We start from the raw sequence: 16,063 nt of genomic DNA, 5'->3' as shown, positions 1-16,063 counted from the left end.
GCTCCCTCGCCCCCCCCCCCCCCGCGGGGGGGGGGGCGGGGGGGCGGGGGGGGGGGGGGGGGGGGGTGGGGGGGGGGGGGGGCCCCCCCCCCCACCCCCCCCTTGACCGGGTCGATGATCCGCTGGCTGGCGATGCCCTCGGCGTTGAGGTAGCCGATCCACATCCGTTCGCCGAGCAGGACGGCGGTCTGCAGGGCCGCGAGGGTCTCGGCGGCGGCGGTGCGGGGCAGCTGGCGCGGGTCGGGGGTGGAGTCACGGCGGTTGACGGTGGCGGCGCGGTCGCCGGCCCGGATGGCCTTGATGGCGGCGGCGAGCAGGGTGTCGTCGGGGGTCGGCGGGCCGTCCGGGACGGGCGCGGGGGCGGTGCGGGGCGGGGTGCGGTGGCTGTCCTGGCGGGTGATCAGCACGTCGCCCTCGGCGGACTCGGCGGCCGGGGCGTAGCCCATCGTGCGCAGGGCGGCGAGCAGGACGTCCGGGGCGGCCTGGGCGGCGAGGACGGTGGGGGCGAGCAGCCGCAGCCGCAGGTCGGCGGAGCGGCGGTCGGCGAGGACCTCGTTCAGCAGGGACGGGTCGTCGCAGCGCAGGTAGGAGGAGGCGGCGCCGACCCGCAGGATGCCGTGCCGGCGGGCGACGTCGTCGATCAGGTAGCCGAGCGGCTGCGGGACGGGCGTCCGGGAGTGCTGCTCCAGGAAGGCCCGCAGGTCGGCGGCGGTGCGTCCGGCGTCGAGGGCGCGGCGCACGGACACCGGGGTGAAGCGGTAGACGGTGGCGCCGCCCTTGGACTCGATGTCGGCGCACAGCGCGAGGGCCTGGGCGAGCGGGGTGAGCAGCGGGCCGGGGGCGATCGCGGTGAGGTCCGGTTGCAGGATCACGTGGTCGAGCGGCTGCGGCAGCAGCGGGGCGAGCACCTCGGTCGGGTCGGATTCTGCGGTGAGCAGGGCGCGGGCGGGGGCGGCGAGGGCGCCGCGGCCGGTGACGCCGAGGAGTTCGGCCTCGGCGAGGGTCCAGGCGGTGAGGTCGTCGCGCAGCTCGTGGCCGTCCGGGCCGGTCGGGCCGCCGCGCAGCGGGCGCTGCCAGCGCAGGGTGGGCAGGAGCTCGGCGGCGGTGGCGGGGGTGCCGGGCGGGAGTTCGGCGAGCAGCGCGAGGGTGGCGCGGCGGACGGACGGGGCGAGGGTGCGGTCGAGCTCGGGCCCGAGGGCGGCGCGCGGCTTGCCCTTGCCGTCCGGGGTGCCGGTGAGGGCGGGGACGCGGGTGGCGGCGAGCCAGGCGGCGGCGAGGACGGACCAGCGTTCGGCGGTGTCCCGCTGGAGCCAGCCGTCGTAGGCCGGGGTCGGGGCCCAGCGTTCGTCGGCCTCGCCGTCGGGGGCCAGCAGCCCGGCGGCGTAGGCGAGTTCGAGCCAGAAGGCGGCCTGCTGCTCGGTGGTCTCCAGGGCCTGCGCGGTGCGCTTGAGGTCGCGGATGCCGAGGCCGCCGGCGCGCAGTGTGGGCGGTGGGGTGAGGCCCCAGGTGTCGAGGAGTTCCTCGACGGTCTTGACGGCGGTGTGGGCCTGGCCGGCCGCCGCGCCGTCCACAGCCTGTGGATCGCGCGGGGCGGCGGCCGGGGCGGGCTCGGGCTGGACCGGCTCGACGGCGCGGTGGGTGCGGCCGCCGCGCAGGTGCAGGGCCAGTTCGCGCGGCAGGACGACGCTGCCCGGCCCGCTGGGCAGCAGCAGCCCGCGGGCGAGCAGCCACTCGACGGGGCTCTGCGCGTCCTCGGCGGTGACCGGGCGGGTGGCGTCCGGGACGGTGCCGGTCGGCGGCCCCCAGACCAGCCGCTCCAGCAGCCGCAGCGCGGCCTCGGGGGCGGTGTCGAGCAGCGCCGCGCAGCGGGCGCGGTCGTTCAGCAGGGCGGCGAGCGCGTCGACGGCGGTGACCGGGTCCGGGGTGGCGGGTTGCCCGGCGGAGGCGAGCAGCTGCTGCAGCCGGGCAGGGGACATGCCGACGGTCGCGTCGGAGAGGGTCGGGCCGAGGCCGGTGCGGCCGGGGTTGGCGGCCGTCGGGGCGAGTGCCTCGCGGACGGCGAGGACCAGCCGCAGGCCGTTGTCCGGGCCCCAGAGCAGGGACCGGTCGCGCAGGGTGGCGATCGCCCGGGGGAGGGCGGCGGCGACGGCGGACCGGTCGGCGGGCGTCAGCGGGGTCGCGCCGGGGTGCGGCTTGACCTTGGCCGGGCCGGTCAGCAGGGTGCGGACGGTGGCCAGGCCGGTGCCGTCCGGGGCGGTGGCCAGGACCTCGGCGACCTGCAGGGTGAAGCGGTCCAGGCGCTCCAGGGCGCGCAGCGCCGAGGCGCGGGAGGAGAGCCGGGCGGACAGCTGGGTGAGGTCGCCGGGGACGGGGTTGAGCAGGTCGGGGCGGGAGCGGAGCAGGGCGGCGAGCGCGTCGTCGGGGCGGGCGCGCAACTCCTCGGCGAGGGTGCGGGGGCCGGCGGCGGACCTGCCCTGGCGTTGAGGGCCCTGCTGTGTGGTCATTCGACCTAGGTTAGTCGGGCGGGCGGACGGCGGGGTGTCCGTGCGGCGGCCCGTGGTGGACCGGTCCTCAGGACTCGCGCGGGCGGGGGCGGGGTGGGTAGCGTCACGGCCGAGGGTGGTTCGGTGGGCCGGGGTTCGGGCGCGAGGCGGGGTGTCGGTGATGACGGACGGCGAGTGGTGGCGCAGGAGCGGGCCGTGGAGCGGCCGTTCGGGGGGCGGGGCGGGGGCCTCCGGCGGGTCTGCCGGGGCCGGTGCTGCCGGCGACAAGGGCGGTTCGGGCGGTCCGGGTCCGTCGGGTGGGTCCGGGGCCTCCGGTCCGTCCGGCGCCTCCGACGGGGACAGCGTGTACGACACGGCGGCGCCGGGCGGCGGGACTCCGTCGGTGCCGCTGGATCCGCCCCGGACGCCGCGCGCCCCGGGGGCCGGGGCGCCGCCCGTACAGCTGGACAAGTCGCGTTTCGACGGGCCCGAGGACGATTCGGACTCCATCCCGCCGCCCCAGGTGTACAGCTCCGGTGCGAACGGCTGGGATCTGGTGTTGCTCAACTTCTCGGACTCGCCGCAGGCTCCGCCGAAGCCGATCCCTGAGCAGCGCGCCGGGGGCGGGGCGGGTGCGGCGGGCGCGCAGGCTGCCGATCCGGCGGGAGCTGCGGCGGGGGCGGCTGCGGCGGCTGCGGGGAAGGGTAAGAAGCAGCGCAAGGCCAAGGCGAGGGCGGCCGCCGCGGGGAAGGCGAAGGCGCAGCCGGCCGCCCCCGTCGGCCAGGCCGGTGCCGATGCGGGTGCGGGTGCGGGTGCGGGCGCGAGCGCGGGTGTCGGGGCCCGGCGGCCGTCCCTGCTGGTCCTGCTCTCCTGCGGGCTGCTGATCGGCGGCGCCGCCATGAGCTTCTTCCCGGCCATGCTGGTGGGCTGGGCCCTCGGCTACCTGTCCCGCCAACTCTCCGATCTGATGCGCAAGTTCGTCATCCTCGGGATCCCGCTGATCACGATGAGCGCGGCCACCCTGCACGCCATGCAGGCCAAGCCGGGCGCCCAGGGCGGCGCGGGCGTGCAGGCCGGTGCGCAGTTCAGCCAGATCAGCTGGTCGGCGGCCCCGGGCGTGCTGCGCCTGTCGGCGGTGCTGTCGGCGGTGGTGCTGCTGCTGTTGAGCCTGCGCCGTCGCCCGCCGCAGCAGGGCTGAGGCCCGGGACGAGGGCGGCGAAGCCGGTGCAGAGCAGCCGGATGCTCTGGGTGAACTTCTCGTCCTGGCTGATCCGGGGGATCAACTCGCCCATGATCAGCGGGAACTGCGCGCACAGGTCGGCGTAGAGCTCGGCGCTGACGGGTGGTGGGGCCGGTGGCTGGTTCTGTTCCTGGAGGACGAAGCCGGTGACGTGGCTGAGCAGGATGTCGGCGGCGATGCCGCAGTGGACGGTGGGCAGGCCGGCGTCGAGGAGGGTGCGCAGCAGGCGTTCCATCAGGGAGAGGCCGCCGGAGCTGAGGACGCCGGGGCTCTCGGCGAGGAGCAGTGCGCCGCCGGGGTGTTGCTGGATGCTGCGGCGCAGGGTGGTGGCCTGGGCCTCGACCCGGTCCCGCCAGGTGGCGTCGGGGCCGAGGGCGGCGAGGGCTCCGGTGCCGGTGTCGTAGGCCTGCCGGCAGACGCGGTCGGCCATCAGGGTGAGCAACTCGTCCTTGCCGCGCACGTGGTAGTAGAGGCTGCCGGCGTGGGCGTCGAGGCGGTCGGCGACCTGGCGCATGGACAGGTTGTGGTAGCCGACCTCCGCGAAGACGGCCATGCCCGCATCGACGATGCGCTCCTTGGTGAGCTTCATGGCTCCACCGTACAACGTTTTCAAACACCGTTCGAAAGCTGTGCTAGCTTTGCCCTGCCCGGTTTTCGAACGGTGTTGGAATGCAATGGGGGAGGGGCAGTCATGGGGGCGATCCTGTTCAACGTGACCACGGCCGCGCTGATGGTCATGATGGTCAACTGCGGGCTCGGCGTGGTCGGCCGGGACACGCTGCGGGGGCGGCCGATCCCGTGGGCGGCAGTCGCCCTGACCACGCTCGCCGTCGGCGGCGTGCTGCTCCAGCTGCTCTGGTCCGGCGCCATGGACGCGCTCGACGCCGACCCCGCCAAGTCCGGCTGGTGGCGCGAGTTCACCTCGGTCTTCCTGCAGAACGGCGGCCTCGGCGGCGGCCTGTGGAACCTCGCCACCCTCGCCGCCGTCGCCGCGCTCGCCCAGTGGTACTGGGGCGGCCCGCTCACCCTCGCCTTCTTCCTCGCGGGCATCCTGCTGCCCGGCCGGATCGACGACCTGCTCGGCTTCGGCGACGGCCCCAGCACCGACCCCCGCAACTTCGCCGGCAGCTCCGGCGCCACCTACTTCCTCGGCGCCACCCTGGCCCTCGCCTTCCTCACCCGCACCCGCCTGCCCAAGGAGCGCGCCCTGGCCGTCGGCGTCCCGGTGCTGGGCCTCGCCATGTGGCTCGCCCAGGACAACGGGCACGGCCTGGTGGCGGTCTACGGCTTCGCCCTCGGCGCGGCGGCCTGGGCGGTTCGCGGCCGGCTGGCGCGACGGTAGCCGGGGCCGCCGCGATCCGACCCGCCGGGCTGGGCGATCCGGCCCGGCGGATCGGACCGCTTGGCCCCGCTTGGCCCGGCGGCGGATCGCTCAGCCCCTCAGTCCCTCAGTCCCTCAGTCCCTCAGCCCGGTGGCGCGGTGCGCCCCAGCCGCTCAGCGGGCGAAGCCCGCCAGCAGCTCCCGCGGGTCGAAGGTCACCCGGATCCGGGTGATCCGCCCGTTCTCCACGTGGCTCCAGTTCGCCGTCGGCGCCGGCGGTGCGACGCTCGTGTGCAGGTCGAACCAGGTGATCACGTCGTCCCCCTCGACCACTCGGGCGTGCACCTCGATCTTCTCCAGGACCTGCCCGAGCCCCTTCAGCCCGGCCAGGGCGTTCTCCACCCCCGACACCGTGGCCAGCGGCCCCACGAAGTCGACGTCCTCCGCCAGCAGCCCCCGCAGCGTCTCGAAGTCGCCCGCCTGCCAGGCCGCGAAGTAGGTCTCGGAAATCTCACGCGCAGTCTTCGTCGTCGTCATGCCTCCATCCTCCCGAGCACTCCGCCATCCGTCCAACAGATGGATCAGATCCCGGCTATCATCATTGGTTATGGAGATGCACCAGCTGCGCTACTTCGCGGCCGTCGTCGACGAGGGCTCCTTCACCGCCGCCGCGACCCGCCTGCACGTCAGCCAGTCCGGCATCAGCACCCAGGTCGGCAAGCTGGAACGCGAGTTGGGCCAGCTGCTCCTCGACCGTTCCGGCCGCCGGGTCCGCCTCACCCCCGCCGGCGAGGCCGTCCTGCCGCTGGCCAAGGACGCCCTCGCCACGCTCGAAGCCATTCAGCACACCGCCGCCGAGTTCGCCGACGCCGTCCGCGGCCGCGTCCGGCTCGGGATGATCATGGGGTGCGCGATCCCGCCGTTCCTCGACGTCGTCGCCGACCTCGGCCGCACCCACCCCGGCATCGAACTGAGCCTGCACGAGGGCCACTCCGAGCTGCTCCAGGCGCAGGTCCTCTCCGGCGCCCTCGACCTGGCGCTGATCGGTTTCGCCAAGGAGGCCGACCCCGGCCTGGACGTCACCGTCGTCGTCGACGAGCCGATCGCCGCCATCGTCCCCGCCGGCCACCGCCTGGACCGCCCCTCCCTCCGGCTCGCCGACCTCGCGTCCGAGAAGATCCTCTGCCTCTCCCCGGGCACCGGCATCCGCGCCGCCTACGAGCACTCCTGCCTGCAACTCGGCCTCGAACCGCGGGTGGACATCGACGCCAGCTCCCCGGCCACGCTGTTCCGGCTCGCCCAGCGCGGGGCCGGCGTCGCCGTCCTCAGCCCCTCCTCCGCCGCCGGCGAGGGCCTCCGGACCGTCCCCGTCGCCGATGCGCCGGTCCGGGCCCGCCTCGGCCTGGTCGCCCGACCCGGCCAGCACTCGCCGGCCGTGCGCCTGCTGCACGCCCGGCTCCGCGCGTCCCTGCGGGCGACGGGCTGAGGGCCTGACCGGCTGACCGGCTGACCGGCTAACCGGTTGAGCGCTCAGCCGCTCAGCCGCTCAGCCGCTCACGCGTTCCAGCGCGGATCGCGCCCGGAGGCGGCCAGCGCGCGGTCCAGCGCCGGGGCGCCGTCCGGCACCGCCACCGGGGCGGCGAACCCGCCGTACTGGCGGTACAGCTCGGCGTTCTCCCCGACGACCTCCAGCACCAGCTGCGCGAGCTCCTCGTCGATCCCGATCGGACCGCCGGTCGCCCGGGCGACGTCCCAGCCGTGCAGGACGAGCTCCGCGATCAGCATCCGGGCGACGCCCTCCGCCGGTGCCGGGGAGCCGCCGAGGTCGACGTCCCCCGCCCAGGCGGCCGGGTCGGCCCAGGCCGCGACGGCGCGGTCCAGCTGGGCCGCGTAGGCGGCGGGCCAGCCGGGGTCGGCGGTGAAGTCGTGGTCGACCAGCGCCTTGGGTAGTTCGGTGCGGCGGGCCCGGTGCTCCAGGCCGTGCGAGGTGTAGAGCACCCAGTGGTTGGCGAGCGCGCGGGTGTCGAAGTCCGTGCAGGGCGTCGGGCCGTCCAGCGGGTGGCCCGCCGGGACGCCGTCGGCGACGCGTGCGGCGGCCGCGGCGGCGCGGGCCAGCAGGGGGTGCAGGGGGTGCAGGGGGTGCGGCGGGTGGGTGTCCGGGGTGGGGTGATCGTTCATGCCCCGATCCTGCGCCGGTCGGGGCTGCCGGGTCTTGAAGAAACGCGACGGTCGGCGCCCTGGCCAGGAGCGTCGGGCCGGGGCTCGCGGCGGCCCGCCCCGACTGCGGCGAACGGTTCAAAATAGGCAGGCAGACTGCTAATGTTCAGCAGGTAGCCTGCCTATCTCCGCCGGGATCTCCCCAGCAGGCCCCGCCCTGTCGCAGAGGTCCCGGAGGAAGCGGAAGGAACCCGGCATGCCTCTCCCCGGCGACACCCGCACCCCGCGGCAGACGACCCCGGCGCCCGCCGGAAACCCCTTCGGCCCGCGCTTCGTGGTCCCGCTGTACCTGGGGGCCTCGCTCAACCCGGTCAACAGCTCGATCATCGCGACCGCACTGGTGGCCATCGCGGCCGCCCTGCACCTCCCCGTCGGGGACACCGCGGTCCTGATCTCCTGCCTGTACCTCACCAGCGCGCTGGCCCAGCCCGCCGCCGGGCGGCTCGCCGAGGAGTTCGGGCCCCGGCGGATCTTCATCGCCGGCATCGTGCTGGTGTTCGCGGCCGGGATCGTCGGCACGCTGGCCCACTCGATGGCCGCCCTGATCGCGGCCCGGGTGCTGATCGGCGCGGGCACCTCGGCCGGCTACCCGGCCGCGATGCTGCTGATCCGCCGCCGCGCCGAACAGGCCGGCTACCAGGCCCCGCCGCGCGGGGTGCTCGGCGGCCTGGCGATCACCGGCGCCGCCACCGTCGCCGTAGGCCCCGCCCTCGGTGGGCTGCTGGTGGGCTGGTTCGGCTGGCAGACCGCCTTCTGGATCAACATTCCGGTCGCCGCCGTCGCCCTGGTCCTGGCGGTGGTCGGGATCGCGCCGGACCCCGACCCGGTGCGCCCCGGTTCACCCCGCGCCCTCGCCTCCCGCCTCGACCTGCCCGGCATGCTGGGCTTCGGCGGCTCGCTGACCGCCCTGATGGTCTTCCTCTCCGCCCTGCCGCGCCCGGACTGGCCCGCGCTCGCCGCCGCCCTCGTCCTCGCCGCCGTGCTGGTCGGCTGGGAACTGTGCGCCGCCCACCCGTTCCTCGACGTCCGGCTGCTCGCCTCCAACGGGGCCCTGACCCGCACCTACGTGCGCAACGGCCTGACGCTGATGGGGACGTACGTGATCCTCTACGGGCTCACCCAGTGGCTGGAGGCGGCCCGCGGGCTGTCCGCCTACCAGGCCGGCCTGGCGCTGATGCCGATGGGCGTCCTGAGCGCCGTGGCCGCCCGGGTGGTGGCCCAACGGACGGGCGTGCGGCTGCCGTTGATCGTCTGCTCGGTGCTGCTGCTGTTCGGCGCCGTGGCCGTGCTGTTCGTGGGCGGCGGCACCCCGATGGCGGCGGTCGTCGCCGTCAGCGCGGTGTTCGGACTGACCTCCGGCGCCGGGACGGTCGCCAACCAGACCGTCCTCTACCAGGAGGCCCCCGCCGCCACGGTCGGCACCGCCTCCGGGCTGCTGCGCACCTTCGGCTACCTCGGCTCCATCGCCTCGGCGGCGATCACCGGCACCGCCTTCCACGACCGGGTGGACGACGGCGGCCTGCACTCCATCGCCTGGGTGCTGGTCGCGATCTCCGCCCTCCTCATCGCCCTGACCGTCTGCGACCGGCGACTCGCCGAGTCCTAGCTGTCCGCCAGGCGGTTCATGATCTCGGCGGCCCGGTCGAGCGTCTTGCGCTCGCCGGCCCGGAGGGTGGAGCCGATCACCTCGGCCAGCCACGCCTCCCGCGCCGCCGGGATCCGCTCGCACAGGTCGGCTCCGGCCGGGGTCGCGCTGAAGAGGGACTTGCGCCCGTCGTTCGGGTCCTTGGCGGCGCTGACCAGGCCGCCGGCCCGCAGCGCGGCCACGGTCTCCGCCATGGACTGGCGGCGCACGTGCTCGGCCTGGGCGAGTTCGGTCACGGTCGTCGGGCCCTGCTGCACGACGCGGTGCAGGGTGGTCAGGTGCGACCAGTTCCACGGCAGGTCGTCGATCGGGGCCTCGGTGCGCAGCCGTGCCCGCAGCCGCGTCATCGCGCGCATCAGCTCGACGGCGGTGTCCTCGGGCGGGGCCGGTTCGCTACTCACCGTGCCAGCTTATGGCAGGGTGCAGCCACCCCGACCGGCGCCGGAACCCGGGCGTCGCGGGCCCGGAGAGTCCATACCGGACAAGGCCTAGCCTGGCGGGTATGGACTCTCCCGACCTCGGACGCGGCGTGCTCCACCCCGCCCGCGCGGCGGAGGCGATCAGGGTGGAGCGGCGCGCGCCCGCCCCCGCCGTGGCGCGCTTCGTCGAGTTCTACTGGCTGGTCCGCTGGGACCGGCGCGGCCGGCCCCCGTACGAGCAGAAGGTGCTCGCCCACCCGAACGTGCACCTGGTCTTCGAGGCCCCGAGGGCTCGCGTCTACGGGGTCGACCGGTCGCTCTTCGTCCGCCGCCTGGAGGGCGCCGGGCACGTGCTGGGAGTGAAGTTCCGGCCGGGCGCGTTCCGTTCGTTCGCCGGGCACCCGGTGGCCGGGCTCGCGGACCGGTCGGTGCCCGCGGCCGCCTACTTCGGCCCCGAGGTGGACCGGCTCAACGAGGACGTGCTCGGTGAACGGCCGCGGGACCAGGCCGCCCTCGCGGACGCCTTCCTGCTGCCCCGGCTGCCCGCGCCCGACCCGGTCGCGCAGGAGGTCGCCGCCATGGTGGAGCGGATCACCGGCACCCCCGACCTGTGCCGGGTCGACGACCTGGCGCGGGAGCTGGGCCTCACCGTCCGCCGGCTCCAGCGGCTGTTCGCCGAGTACGTCGGCGCCTCCCCGAAGTGGGTGCTGCGCCGCGCCCGCCTCCACGAGGCCGCCGAACGCGCCGACGCGGGCGGCGCGTTGGACCTGGCGGCGCTCGCGGCCGAACTCGGGTACGCGGATCAGGCCCATCTCACCCGCGACTTCACGGCCGCCGTCGGCACCTCCCCGGCCCGCTACGCCGACGCCGCGCGGCGGGTCACGCCTCCAGGAAGCGCTGCAGCTCGGCCAGCATGAAGTTGGCGCCGGTGTACCCGATCCCCTGGAACCACAGCTGGTCGTCCACCGGGAACGCCCGGTGCGCCTTGACCGCCCCCAGCGCCTGCCAGCCCGGGCTCTCCAGCGCGGCGTCGGTGCCGGCCAGGGCCGGGTCGCCGGAGGTGGCGTACAGCAGCAGGTCGCCGTCCGCCTTCGCGATCTGGTCCAGCGGGATCTCGACGTCGGACTGGTCGACGTTCTGTGCGTCCGGCCGCCCCACCTGGGCGTCCGACAGTACGATCCCGGGGAAGCTCTGCTTCCCGAACAGCCGGATCCCGCCGCCCTCCACGAACCGCACCAGGCTCACCTTCCGGCCGGACGCCTTCGCCGCCGACAGGGCCTGCACCACCTGGTTGGCGTGCCGCTGGTACGAGGAGACGAAGGCCGCCGCCGCGGCCTCCCGGCTCAACGCCTGGGCGTGCACCTGGAAGTCGGCCTTCCACGGCGCGCCGGTGGTCTGGGTGAGTACGGTCGGCGCGATCTCCCGCAGTTGGTCGTAGCGGTCGCCGTCGCGCGCCTGGTTGGAGAGGATCAGGTCCGGCCGCAGGGCCCGGATCGCGACCAGGTCCGGGGCGCCGGCCAGGCCGACCCGGTGGATCCCGGCGACCCGGGAGGCCGGCCAGTAGCTCGGGAACCGGATGTCGGCGGCCGGCAGCGCGGCGCCGACCGGGGTGATGCCGAGGGTCAGCGCCGAGTCCAGCACGTCCGTGTCGAGGACGACCACTCGCAGCGGCTCGCCCGGCACCAGCACCGGCCCGGTGGCCGTGTCCACCGTGACCGGCGGCACCGGGGTGGGCGAGGCGGCCGCGCCCAGGCCGTCGGCGGTCGGCGGCGCCGGCCGCCGGGTGGTGCAGGCCGCGAGCGCGGCCCCGCCGAGACCGGCGAGGAACGAACGGCGGGCGATCCGGTGCATCGGCGGTCCTCAGGCGGTGAGGTTTCGGGGGCGCGCCGATTATGTCCGGTTTGGTGTGGAATTGCCGTCAGGCGTCCACGGCCGCCGCCCACGGGGCCCCCGGAACGACCAACGGCGTGCCCGTCACCGGGTCCGGCACCACCACCGACTCCAGCCCGAACACCTCCCGCACCAGCTCCGCCGTCACCACCTCGGTCGGCGCGCCCTGCGCCACCACCCGGCCGTCCCGCATCGCCACCAGGTGGTCCGCGTACCGGGCCGCCTGGTTGAGGTCGTGCAGCACCGCCACCACCGTGCGGCCGCGCTCGACGTTCAGCCGGCGGACCAGGTCCAGCACCTCCACCTGGTGCGCGATGTCCAGGTAGGTGGTCGGCTCGTCCAGCAGCAGGATGTCCGTGCCCTGCGCCAGCGCCATCGCGATCCACGCCCGCTGCCGCTGGCCGCCGGACAGCTCGTCCATGCTGCGCTCGGCCAGCTCCGCCGTGGACGTCCGCTCCAGCGCCTCCGTCACCGCCGCCTCGTCCTCCGGCGACCACTGCTGCCACCAGCTCTGGTGCGGCTGGCGGCCCCGCGAGACCAGGTCCGCCACCGAGATGCCCTCCGGCGCCGTCGGCGACTGCGGCAGCAGGCCCAGCCGCTGGGCGATCCGCTTCGTCGGGATCCGCGCCAGCTCCTCGCCGTCCAGCAGCACCGCGCCCCGGACCGGCTTCAGCAGGCGCCCCAGGGCCCGCAGCAGCGTCGACTTGCCGCAGGCGTTCGGGCCGACGATCACCGTCACCCGCCCGTCCGGGATGCCGACGTCCAGGCCCTCGACGACCGTGCGCGCCTCGTAGGCCAGGGTGAGGCCCCGGGCCTCCAGTCGGTGAGCGGACATCAGGAACCTCCACGACGGATGGGGGTACCCCCGAACGGAGTTCGGGGGAGGATCAGCAGCCACATCAAGTACGGCGCGCCGACCATGCCGGTCACCACGCCCACCGGCAGTTCGGTCGGCGCCATCAGTCGCCGGGCGATCAGATCGGCCAGCACGACCACCAGCGCGCCCGTCAGCGCCGAGCAGAACAGCGGGACCTGCGCGGACCGGACCAGCCGCAGCGCGATCTGCGGCGCCATCAGCGCCACGAAGTCCACCGGCCCGGCGGCGCCCGCCGCGCACGAGGCCAGCACGATGCCCAGCAGCGCCATGCCGAGGCGGATCCGGTCCAGCCGCAGGCCCAGACCGACGGCCGTCGCGTCGTCGAAGGAGATCGTGCGCTGCGCCCGCGCCGCCCACAGGACGACGGGCACGGCGGCGAGCAGCACCCAGGCCAGCCAGCCGGCCTGGTCGTAGCCGGCGCCGTTCAGGCTGCCCGTCATCCAGACCTTCGCGGCCTGCGCCTGGAAGCCGTCGCCCTTGGTCAGGAACACGGAGGTCAGCGAGGACAGGGCCACGCTGATCCCGATCCCGATCAGCACGAAGCGCTGCGCGTGCAGGCCGCGCCGCCATGCCAGCGCGTACACCAGCAGCCCGGCCACCAGCCCGCCCGCGACCGCCGCGTACGGGGCCTGACCGGTCGAGCCGACCACGCCGTACGCCATCAGCCCGACGACGGTGGCGGTCGCGCCCCAGGTCACGCCCACCACGTCGGGGCTGGCCAGCGGATTGCGGGCGACGGTCTGGATCAGTGCCCCGGCCAGCCCCAGCGCCGTGCCGACCAGCAGGCCCACGACCACCCGGGGCAGCCGGAACTCGCCGACCACCAGCTCGTGCGGGCTCGGCTGCCCGAGCACCACCTTCACCACCTCGACCGGCGACACGGCCGACTCGCCCAGGCAGAGCGAGGCGACGACCGTCCCGGCCAGCGCGACCAGCAGGCCCAGCGCCACCACCGCCGACCGGCGGTGCAGCAGCACGGACGCCCGCCCGGCCCGCAGCACGGCGTACCCGCGCGGGGAGACGGCGCCGCGCCCGACGGTTCGCCCGCCCTGCGCGCTCATGACGCGACCACCTTCCGGCGGCGCACCAGCGCGACCAGGACCGGGACGCCGACGAGCGCCGTCATCACGCCCGCCGGGACCTCCGACGGCGGGAAGAGGACCCGCCCCAGGGTGTCGGCGAGCAGCAGCAGGGCGGGGCCGAGGACGGCGGAGAAGGCGAGCACCCAGCGGTGGTCCGCGCCGGCGACGGCCCGCGCCGCGTGCGGGACGGCGAGGCCGACGAAGGCGATCGGCCCGGCGGCCGCGACGGCCGAGCCGGTCAGCACCGTCGCGCCGAGCGCGCCGACCGCCCGGACCAGGCCGGTCTTGGCACCGAGGCCCTTGGCGGTGTCCTCGCCGAGCGCGAGCGCGTCCAGGCCGCGGGCCACCGCGACCACCAGCACCGTGCCGACGGCGAGGAACGGCAGCAGCTGCCAGGCCACGTCCGAGGTCCGCCCGGAGAGCGAGCCGACGTGCCAGAAGCGGAACTGGTCCATGGTGGCCGCGTCGGTCGTCAGCACCATGGTGTTGAGCGAGGCGATGAACGCGGACATCGCCGAGCCGGCCAGCGCCAGCTTGATCGGCGTGGCCCCGCCCCGGCCGCGCCCGGCCAGGCCGTACACGAGCACGGTGGCGATCACGGCGCCCGCGAAGCCGAACCAGACGTAGCCGGTGAGGGTGGAGACGCCGAAGCCGGAGATGGCGAGGACCACGCCGGCCGCCGCGCCCTGGGAGACGCCGAGGATGCCGGGGTCGGCGATCGGGTTGCGGGTGAGGCCCTGCATGACGGCCCCGGCGAGGCCGAGCGCCGCGCCGACGGCCAGCCCGACGACGGTGCGCGGCACCCGCAGCTCGCGGACGACGACGGCGTTGGCCGTGTCGCCGCCGTGCAGCAGGGCGTCGAGGGTGTCGCCGAAGGGGATGGTGCGGCTGCCGACCGCCAGGCTCAGCAGCACCGCGGCGGCCAGGACGGCCAGCGCGGCGGCGAGCCACAGTATTCGGCGGCGCGCTGTCCGTCGCGCGCCGGGTGGCGCGGTGGTGTCGGTCATGGGCCCTCTCCGCAGACAACTCAGGTAAACCTAAGTTCCCGTCGGAAGCCGGGGCAAATTGTCCCGGCCCCCCGCACCGCCCGTTGGATAGCCTGGCGGCATGCCCGAGACCCGCACCGCCCCGCTCACCGTCGGCTTCGACCTCGACATGACGCTGCTGGACACCCGGCCGGGGATCCACGCCACCTACCTGGCGCTCGCGGCCGAGACCGGCGCCCGCATCGACGCCGACCTGGTGGTCACCCGGCTCGGCCCGCCGCTGCTGGACGAGATCCGCAACTGGTTCCCGGAGGACGAGGTGGCGCGCGCCGCGACCCGCTACCGCGAGCTCTACCGCGACCTCGCCTTCGCCCCGACCGTCGCCCTCCCCGGCGCGCACGCCGCCGTCGAGGCGGTCCGCGACCACGGCGGCCGGGTCGCGGTGATCACCGGCAAGTACGAGCCGAACGCCCGCCTGCACCTGGAGCACGCCGGGCTGCACGCGGACGCGCTGGTCGGCGACCTCTGGGCGGAGACCAAGGGCGAGGCGCTGCGCGAGTACGGCGCGAGCGTCTACGTCGGCGACCACCTCGGCGACATCCGGGGCGCCCGGCACGCGGACGCCGTCGCGGTGTGCGTGGCCACCGGCCCGTACAGCGCGGACGAACTGCGCGCGGCCGGGGCGGACGTGGTGCTGGCGGACCTCACCGGGTTCCCGGCCTGGCTCGACGCCCACCTGGCCGGCTGAGCCGCGGCCCCGGGGCACGCCCTGGGGCCGGGTCCCGGGGTCGCGTTCTAGGACGCGGCCGCGGACTCCACCCGGCGGCGCTGGGCCCGCGCGTTCAGGAACAGCCCGGTCAGCGCGGCCAGGAAGCCCGCCGGCATCAGCATGCTCAGCCAGTACGCGGCCGTCGGCAGCGGCGTCAGGTGCAGGAACAGCGGGACGAAGGTGACCAGGGTGGCGAGCGCGCCCAGACCGAAGACGATCGTCCCGGCCTTGACGTACACGTCGCCGGGGTCGGCGCTCTGGCTGCTCACGTCTGCTCGCTCCTCGGGGCTGGTCGGGCGGTCGGTCCAGTCTGGCAGAGCGGCCGCCGGCCCCCGTCACCGGAGCGGTCCGGTCACGTTGCGCAGTTTCTCGGAAGCTGAACGTTTTGATCCCTGCTGGGCGGGGGTATGCAGGGGGTGCCGAGGGGTGCGACACGTGCGCCCCGTTTCCTCAGACCCGGGGGTGTGAGCCGATGGACCGTGCTGAGCCGCGCCCCGGCTGTGCCAGTACCGGGTCGCCCGTGATCGCGAGAACGCCGCGCCCGTACCGCCCCCAACGGGCCTTGGAACGCGGATCTTTCGCGGAACGCGGATGAGGCAGTGACGGACCGTTAGTCTGCTCCTGACAGCGTGCTGACCATGAGCGCCCGCGGGCGCCGAGCCGAGGTCGGCTGCCTTCCCCACCACCCAGTGATCCCCGGCCAGGGCCGGGATCCCTCACACCCATTCGAGGACTGTCGAGATGCCCACCGGCCAGGTCAAGTGGTTCAACGAGACGAAGGGCTTCGGCTTCCTGTCACGCGACGACGGCGGCGACGTCTTCGTCCACACCAAGGCGCTGCCCGCCGGTGTCACCGTGCTGAAGCCGGGCCAGCGGGTCGAGTTCGGCGTGGTCGCCGGCCACCGCGGCGACCAGGCGATGGCCGTGCAACTGCTGGACGCACTGCCGTCGGTGGCCGCCGCCCAGCGCAAGAGCGCCGACGACATGGCGCCGATCGTCCAGGACCTGATCACCACGTTGGACGCGGTGCTGCCGGGCCTCCAGCACGGCCGCTACCCGGCCAAGGCGACCGGCCAGAAGCTGGCCGGCCTGCTGCGCGCGGTGGCCGACCAGTTCGACGTCTGACCGAGGGGG

The 16,063-nt window shown here is 75.4% G+C and carries 17 protein-coding genes; 7 read left to right on the top strand and 10 right to left on the bottom strand.

What is annotated here, in order from left to right:
- A partial coding sequence (locus tag ACFV61_RS02455) for a helicase-associated domain-containing protein (RefSeq protein ID WP_380489630.1) occupies window positions 1–2,504 on the bottom strand: 2,504 nt, incomplete at its 3' end.
- Between the two features lie 343 nt (window positions 2,505–2,847).
- Between ACFV61_RS02455 and ACFV61_RS02450 the strand changes: the two genes are divergently transcribed.
- Entirely contained in the window at window positions 2,848–3,681 is an 834-nt protein-coding gene (locus tag ACFV61_RS02450; RefSeq protein WP_380423877.1) for a hypothetical protein, read from the top strand.
- On the opposite strand, the gene ACFV61_RS02445 is transcribed toward ACFV61_RS02450, so the two are convergent.
- Window positions 3,578–4,312 (bottom strand): TetR/AcrR family transcriptional regulator, encoded by a 735-nt coding sequence (locus ACFV61_RS02445; RefSeq protein WP_380341644.1) that lies wholly within the window; start codon window positions 4,310–4,312, stop codon window positions 3,578–3,580. The genes ACFV61_RS02450 and ACFV61_RS02445 overlap by 104 nt on opposite strands.
- Window positions 4,313–4,414: 102 nt before the next feature.
- Here ACFV61_RS02445 and ACFV61_RS02440 point away from each other — a divergent pair, with 102 nt between their 5' ends.
- The gene (locus ACFV61_RS02440) at window positions 4,415–5,065 is read left to right on the top strand and encodes a hypothetical protein (protein WP_380423876.1); all 651 of its coding nucleotides are present in this window, start codon (window positions 4,415–4,417) and stop codon (window positions 5,063–5,065) included.
- A gap of 153 nt (window positions 5,066–5,218) precedes the next feature.
- Here ACFV61_RS02440 and ACFV61_RS02435 read toward each other — a convergent pair whose 3' ends face one another.
- On the bottom strand, window positions 5,219–5,581 hold the full coding sequence (locus ACFV61_RS02435) for a nuclear transport factor 2 family protein (RefSeq protein ID WP_380341650.1): 363 nt from the start codon (window positions 5,579–5,581) through the stop codon (window positions 5,219–5,221).
- A gap of 70 nt (window positions 5,582–5,651) precedes the next feature.
- On the opposite strand from ACFV61_RS02435, the gene ACFV61_RS02430 reads away from it, so the two are divergent.
- Entirely contained in the window at window positions 5,652–6,530 is an 879-nt protein-coding gene (locus tag ACFV61_RS02430) for a LysR family transcriptional regulator (RefSeq protein WP_063348217.1), read from the top strand.
- Window positions 6,531–6,598: 68 nt separating this feature from the next.
- On the opposite strand, the gene ACFV61_RS02425 is transcribed toward ACFV61_RS02430, so the two are convergent.
- Window positions 6,599–7,222: a TIGR03086 family metal-binding protein gene (locus tag ACFV61_RS02425; protein ID WP_380489628.1), complete on the bottom strand. Its 624-nt coding sequence runs from the start codon at window positions 7,220–7,222 to the stop codon at window positions 6,599–6,601.
- Window positions 7,223–7,457: 235 nt separating this feature from the next.
- On the opposite strand from ACFV61_RS02425, the gene ACFV61_RS02420 reads away from it, so the two are divergent.
- Window positions 7,458–8,867, top strand: a complete 1,410-nt coding sequence (locus ACFV61_RS02420; RefSeq protein WP_380489626.1) for an MFS transporter — start codon at window positions 7,458–7,460, stop codon at window positions 8,865–8,867.
- On the opposite strand, the gene ACFV61_RS02415 is transcribed toward ACFV61_RS02420, so the two are convergent.
- Window positions 8,864–9,307, bottom strand: coding sequence for a MarR family winged helix-turn-helix transcriptional regulator (locus ACFV61_RS02415; RefSeq protein WP_079135691.1), 444 nt, complete (start codon window positions 9,305–9,307; stop codon window positions 8,864–8,866). The genes ACFV61_RS02420 and ACFV61_RS02415 overlap by 4 nt on opposite strands.
- Window positions 9,308–9,408: 101 nt before the next feature.
- Here ACFV61_RS02415 and ACFV61_RS02410 point away from each other — a divergent pair, with 101 nt between their 5' ends.
- Complete coding sequence (locus ACFV61_RS02410) at window positions 9,409–10,242, top strand: DUF6597 domain-containing transcriptional factor (RefSeq protein WP_380489624.1); 834 nt, start codon at window positions 9,409–9,411, stop codon at window positions 10,240–10,242.
- On the opposite strand, the gene ACFV61_RS02405 is transcribed toward ACFV61_RS02410, so the two are convergent.
- From ACFV61_RS02405 to ACFV61_RS02390, 4 genes are all read right to left on the bottom strand, one after another.
- Entirely contained in the window at window positions 10,205–11,176 is a 972-nt protein-coding gene (locus ACFV61_RS02405; protein WP_380341668.1) for an ABC transporter substrate-binding protein, read from the bottom strand. The two genes, ACFV61_RS02410 and ACFV61_RS02405, sit on opposite strands and share 38 nt — an antisense overlap.
- A gap of 67 nt (window positions 11,177–11,243) precedes the next feature.
- Window positions 11,244–12,050, bottom strand: coding sequence for an ABC transporter ATP-binding protein (locus ACFV61_RS02400; protein ID WP_063348212.1), 807 nt, complete (start codon window positions 12,048–12,050; stop codon window positions 11,244–11,246).
- The gene (locus ACFV61_RS02395; RefSeq protein ID WP_380489622.1) at window positions 12,050–13,153 is read right to left on the bottom strand and encodes a FecCD family ABC transporter permease; all 1,104 of its coding nucleotides are present in this window, start codon (window positions 13,151–13,153) and stop codon (window positions 12,050–12,052) included. Before ACFV61_RS02395 ends, ACFV61_RS02400 begins: the two co-directional genes overlap by 1 nt.
- Window positions 13,150–14,181, bottom strand: coding sequence for an iron ABC transporter permease (locus tag ACFV61_RS02390; protein ID WP_363377332.1), 1,032 nt, complete (start codon window positions 14,179–14,181; stop codon window positions 13,150–13,152). Before ACFV61_RS02390 ends, ACFV61_RS02395 begins: the two co-directional genes overlap by 4 nt.
- A gap of 100 nt (window positions 14,182–14,281) precedes the next feature.
- On the opposite strand from ACFV61_RS02390, the gene ACFV61_RS02385 reads away from it, so the two are divergent.
- Complete coding sequence (locus ACFV61_RS02385) at window positions 14,282–14,908, top strand: HAD family hydrolase (RefSeq protein ID WP_380489620.1); 627 nt, start codon at window positions 14,282–14,284, stop codon at window positions 14,906–14,908.
- A gap of 47 nt (window positions 14,909–14,955) precedes the next feature.
- Here ACFV61_RS02385 and ACFV61_RS02380 read toward each other — a convergent pair whose 3' ends face one another.
- The gene (locus tag ACFV61_RS02380) at window positions 14,956–15,198 is read right to left on the bottom strand and encodes a hypothetical protein (RefSeq protein WP_063348208.1); all 243 of its coding nucleotides are present in this window, start codon (window positions 15,196–15,198) and stop codon (window positions 14,956–14,958) included.
- A gap of 472 nt (window positions 15,199–15,670) precedes the next feature.
- Here ACFV61_RS02380 and ACFV61_RS02375 point away from each other — a divergent pair, with 472 nt between their 5' ends.
- The gene (locus ACFV61_RS02375; RefSeq protein ID WP_063348207.1) at window positions 15,671–16,054 is read left to right on the top strand and encodes a cold-shock protein; all 384 of its coding nucleotides are present in this window, start codon (window positions 15,671–15,673) and stop codon (window positions 16,052–16,054) included.
- The last annotated feature ends 9 nt before the right edge of the window (window positions 16,055–16,063 follow it).

It is taken from the genome of Kitasatospora sp. NPDC059817, assembly GCF_042731835.1.
GTDB lineage: Bacteria > Actinomycetota > Actinomycetes > Streptomycetales > Streptomycetaceae > Kitasatospora.
This window is presented reverse-complemented; position numbering and strand designations above follow the sequence as displayed.

Coding starts and splice junctions, on each gene's coding strand:
- ACFV61_RS02440 (WP_380423876.1), top strand. CDS start 4,415: ATGGGGGCGATCCTGTTCAACGTGACCACGGCCGCGCTGATGGTCATG.
- ACFV61_RS02390 (WP_363377332.1), bottom strand. CDS start 14,181: ATGACCGACACCACCGCGCCACCCGGCGCGCGACGGACAGCGCGCCGC.
- ACFV61_RS02445 (WP_380341644.1), bottom strand. CDS start 4,312: ATGAAGCTCACCAAGGAGCGCATCGTCGATGCGGGCATGGCCGTCTTC.
- ACFV61_RS02410 (WP_380489624.1), top strand. CDS start 9,409: ATGGACTCTCCCGACCTCGGACGCGGCGTGCTCCACCCCGCCCGCGCG.
- ACFV61_RS02425 (WP_380489628.1), bottom strand. CDS start 7,222: ATGAACGATCACCCCACCCCGGACACCCACCCGCCGCACCCCCTGCAC.
- ACFV61_RS02420 (WP_380489626.1), top strand. CDS start 7,458: ATGCCTCTCCCCGGCGACACCCGCACCCCGCGGCAGACGACCCCGGCG.
- ACFV61_RS02435 (WP_380341650.1), bottom strand. CDS start 5,581: ATGACGACGACGAAGACTGCGCGTGAGATTTCCGAGACCTACTTCGCG.
- ACFV61_RS02405 (WP_380341668.1), bottom strand. CDS start 11,176: ATGCACCGGATCGCCCGCCGTTCGTTCCTCGCCGGTCTCGGCGGGGCC.
- ACFV61_RS02385 (WP_380489620.1), top strand. CDS start 14,282: ATGCCCGAGACCCGCACCGCCCCGCTCACCGTCGGCTTCGACCTCGAC.
- ACFV61_RS02400 (WP_063348212.1), bottom strand. CDS start 12,050: ATGTCCGCTCACCGACTGGAGGCCCGGGGCCTCACCCTGGCCTACGAG.
- ACFV61_RS02395 (WP_380489622.1), bottom strand. CDS start 13,153: ATGAGCGCGCAGGGCGGGCGAACCGTCGGGCGCGGCGCCGTCTCCCCG.
- ACFV61_RS02375 (WP_063348207.1), top strand. CDS start 15,671: ATGCCCACCGGCCAGGTCAAGTGGTTCAACGAGACGAAGGGCTTCGGC.
- ACFV61_RS02430 (WP_063348217.1), top strand. CDS start 5,652: ATGGAGATGCACCAGCTGCGCTACTTCGCGGCCGTCGTCGACGAGGGC.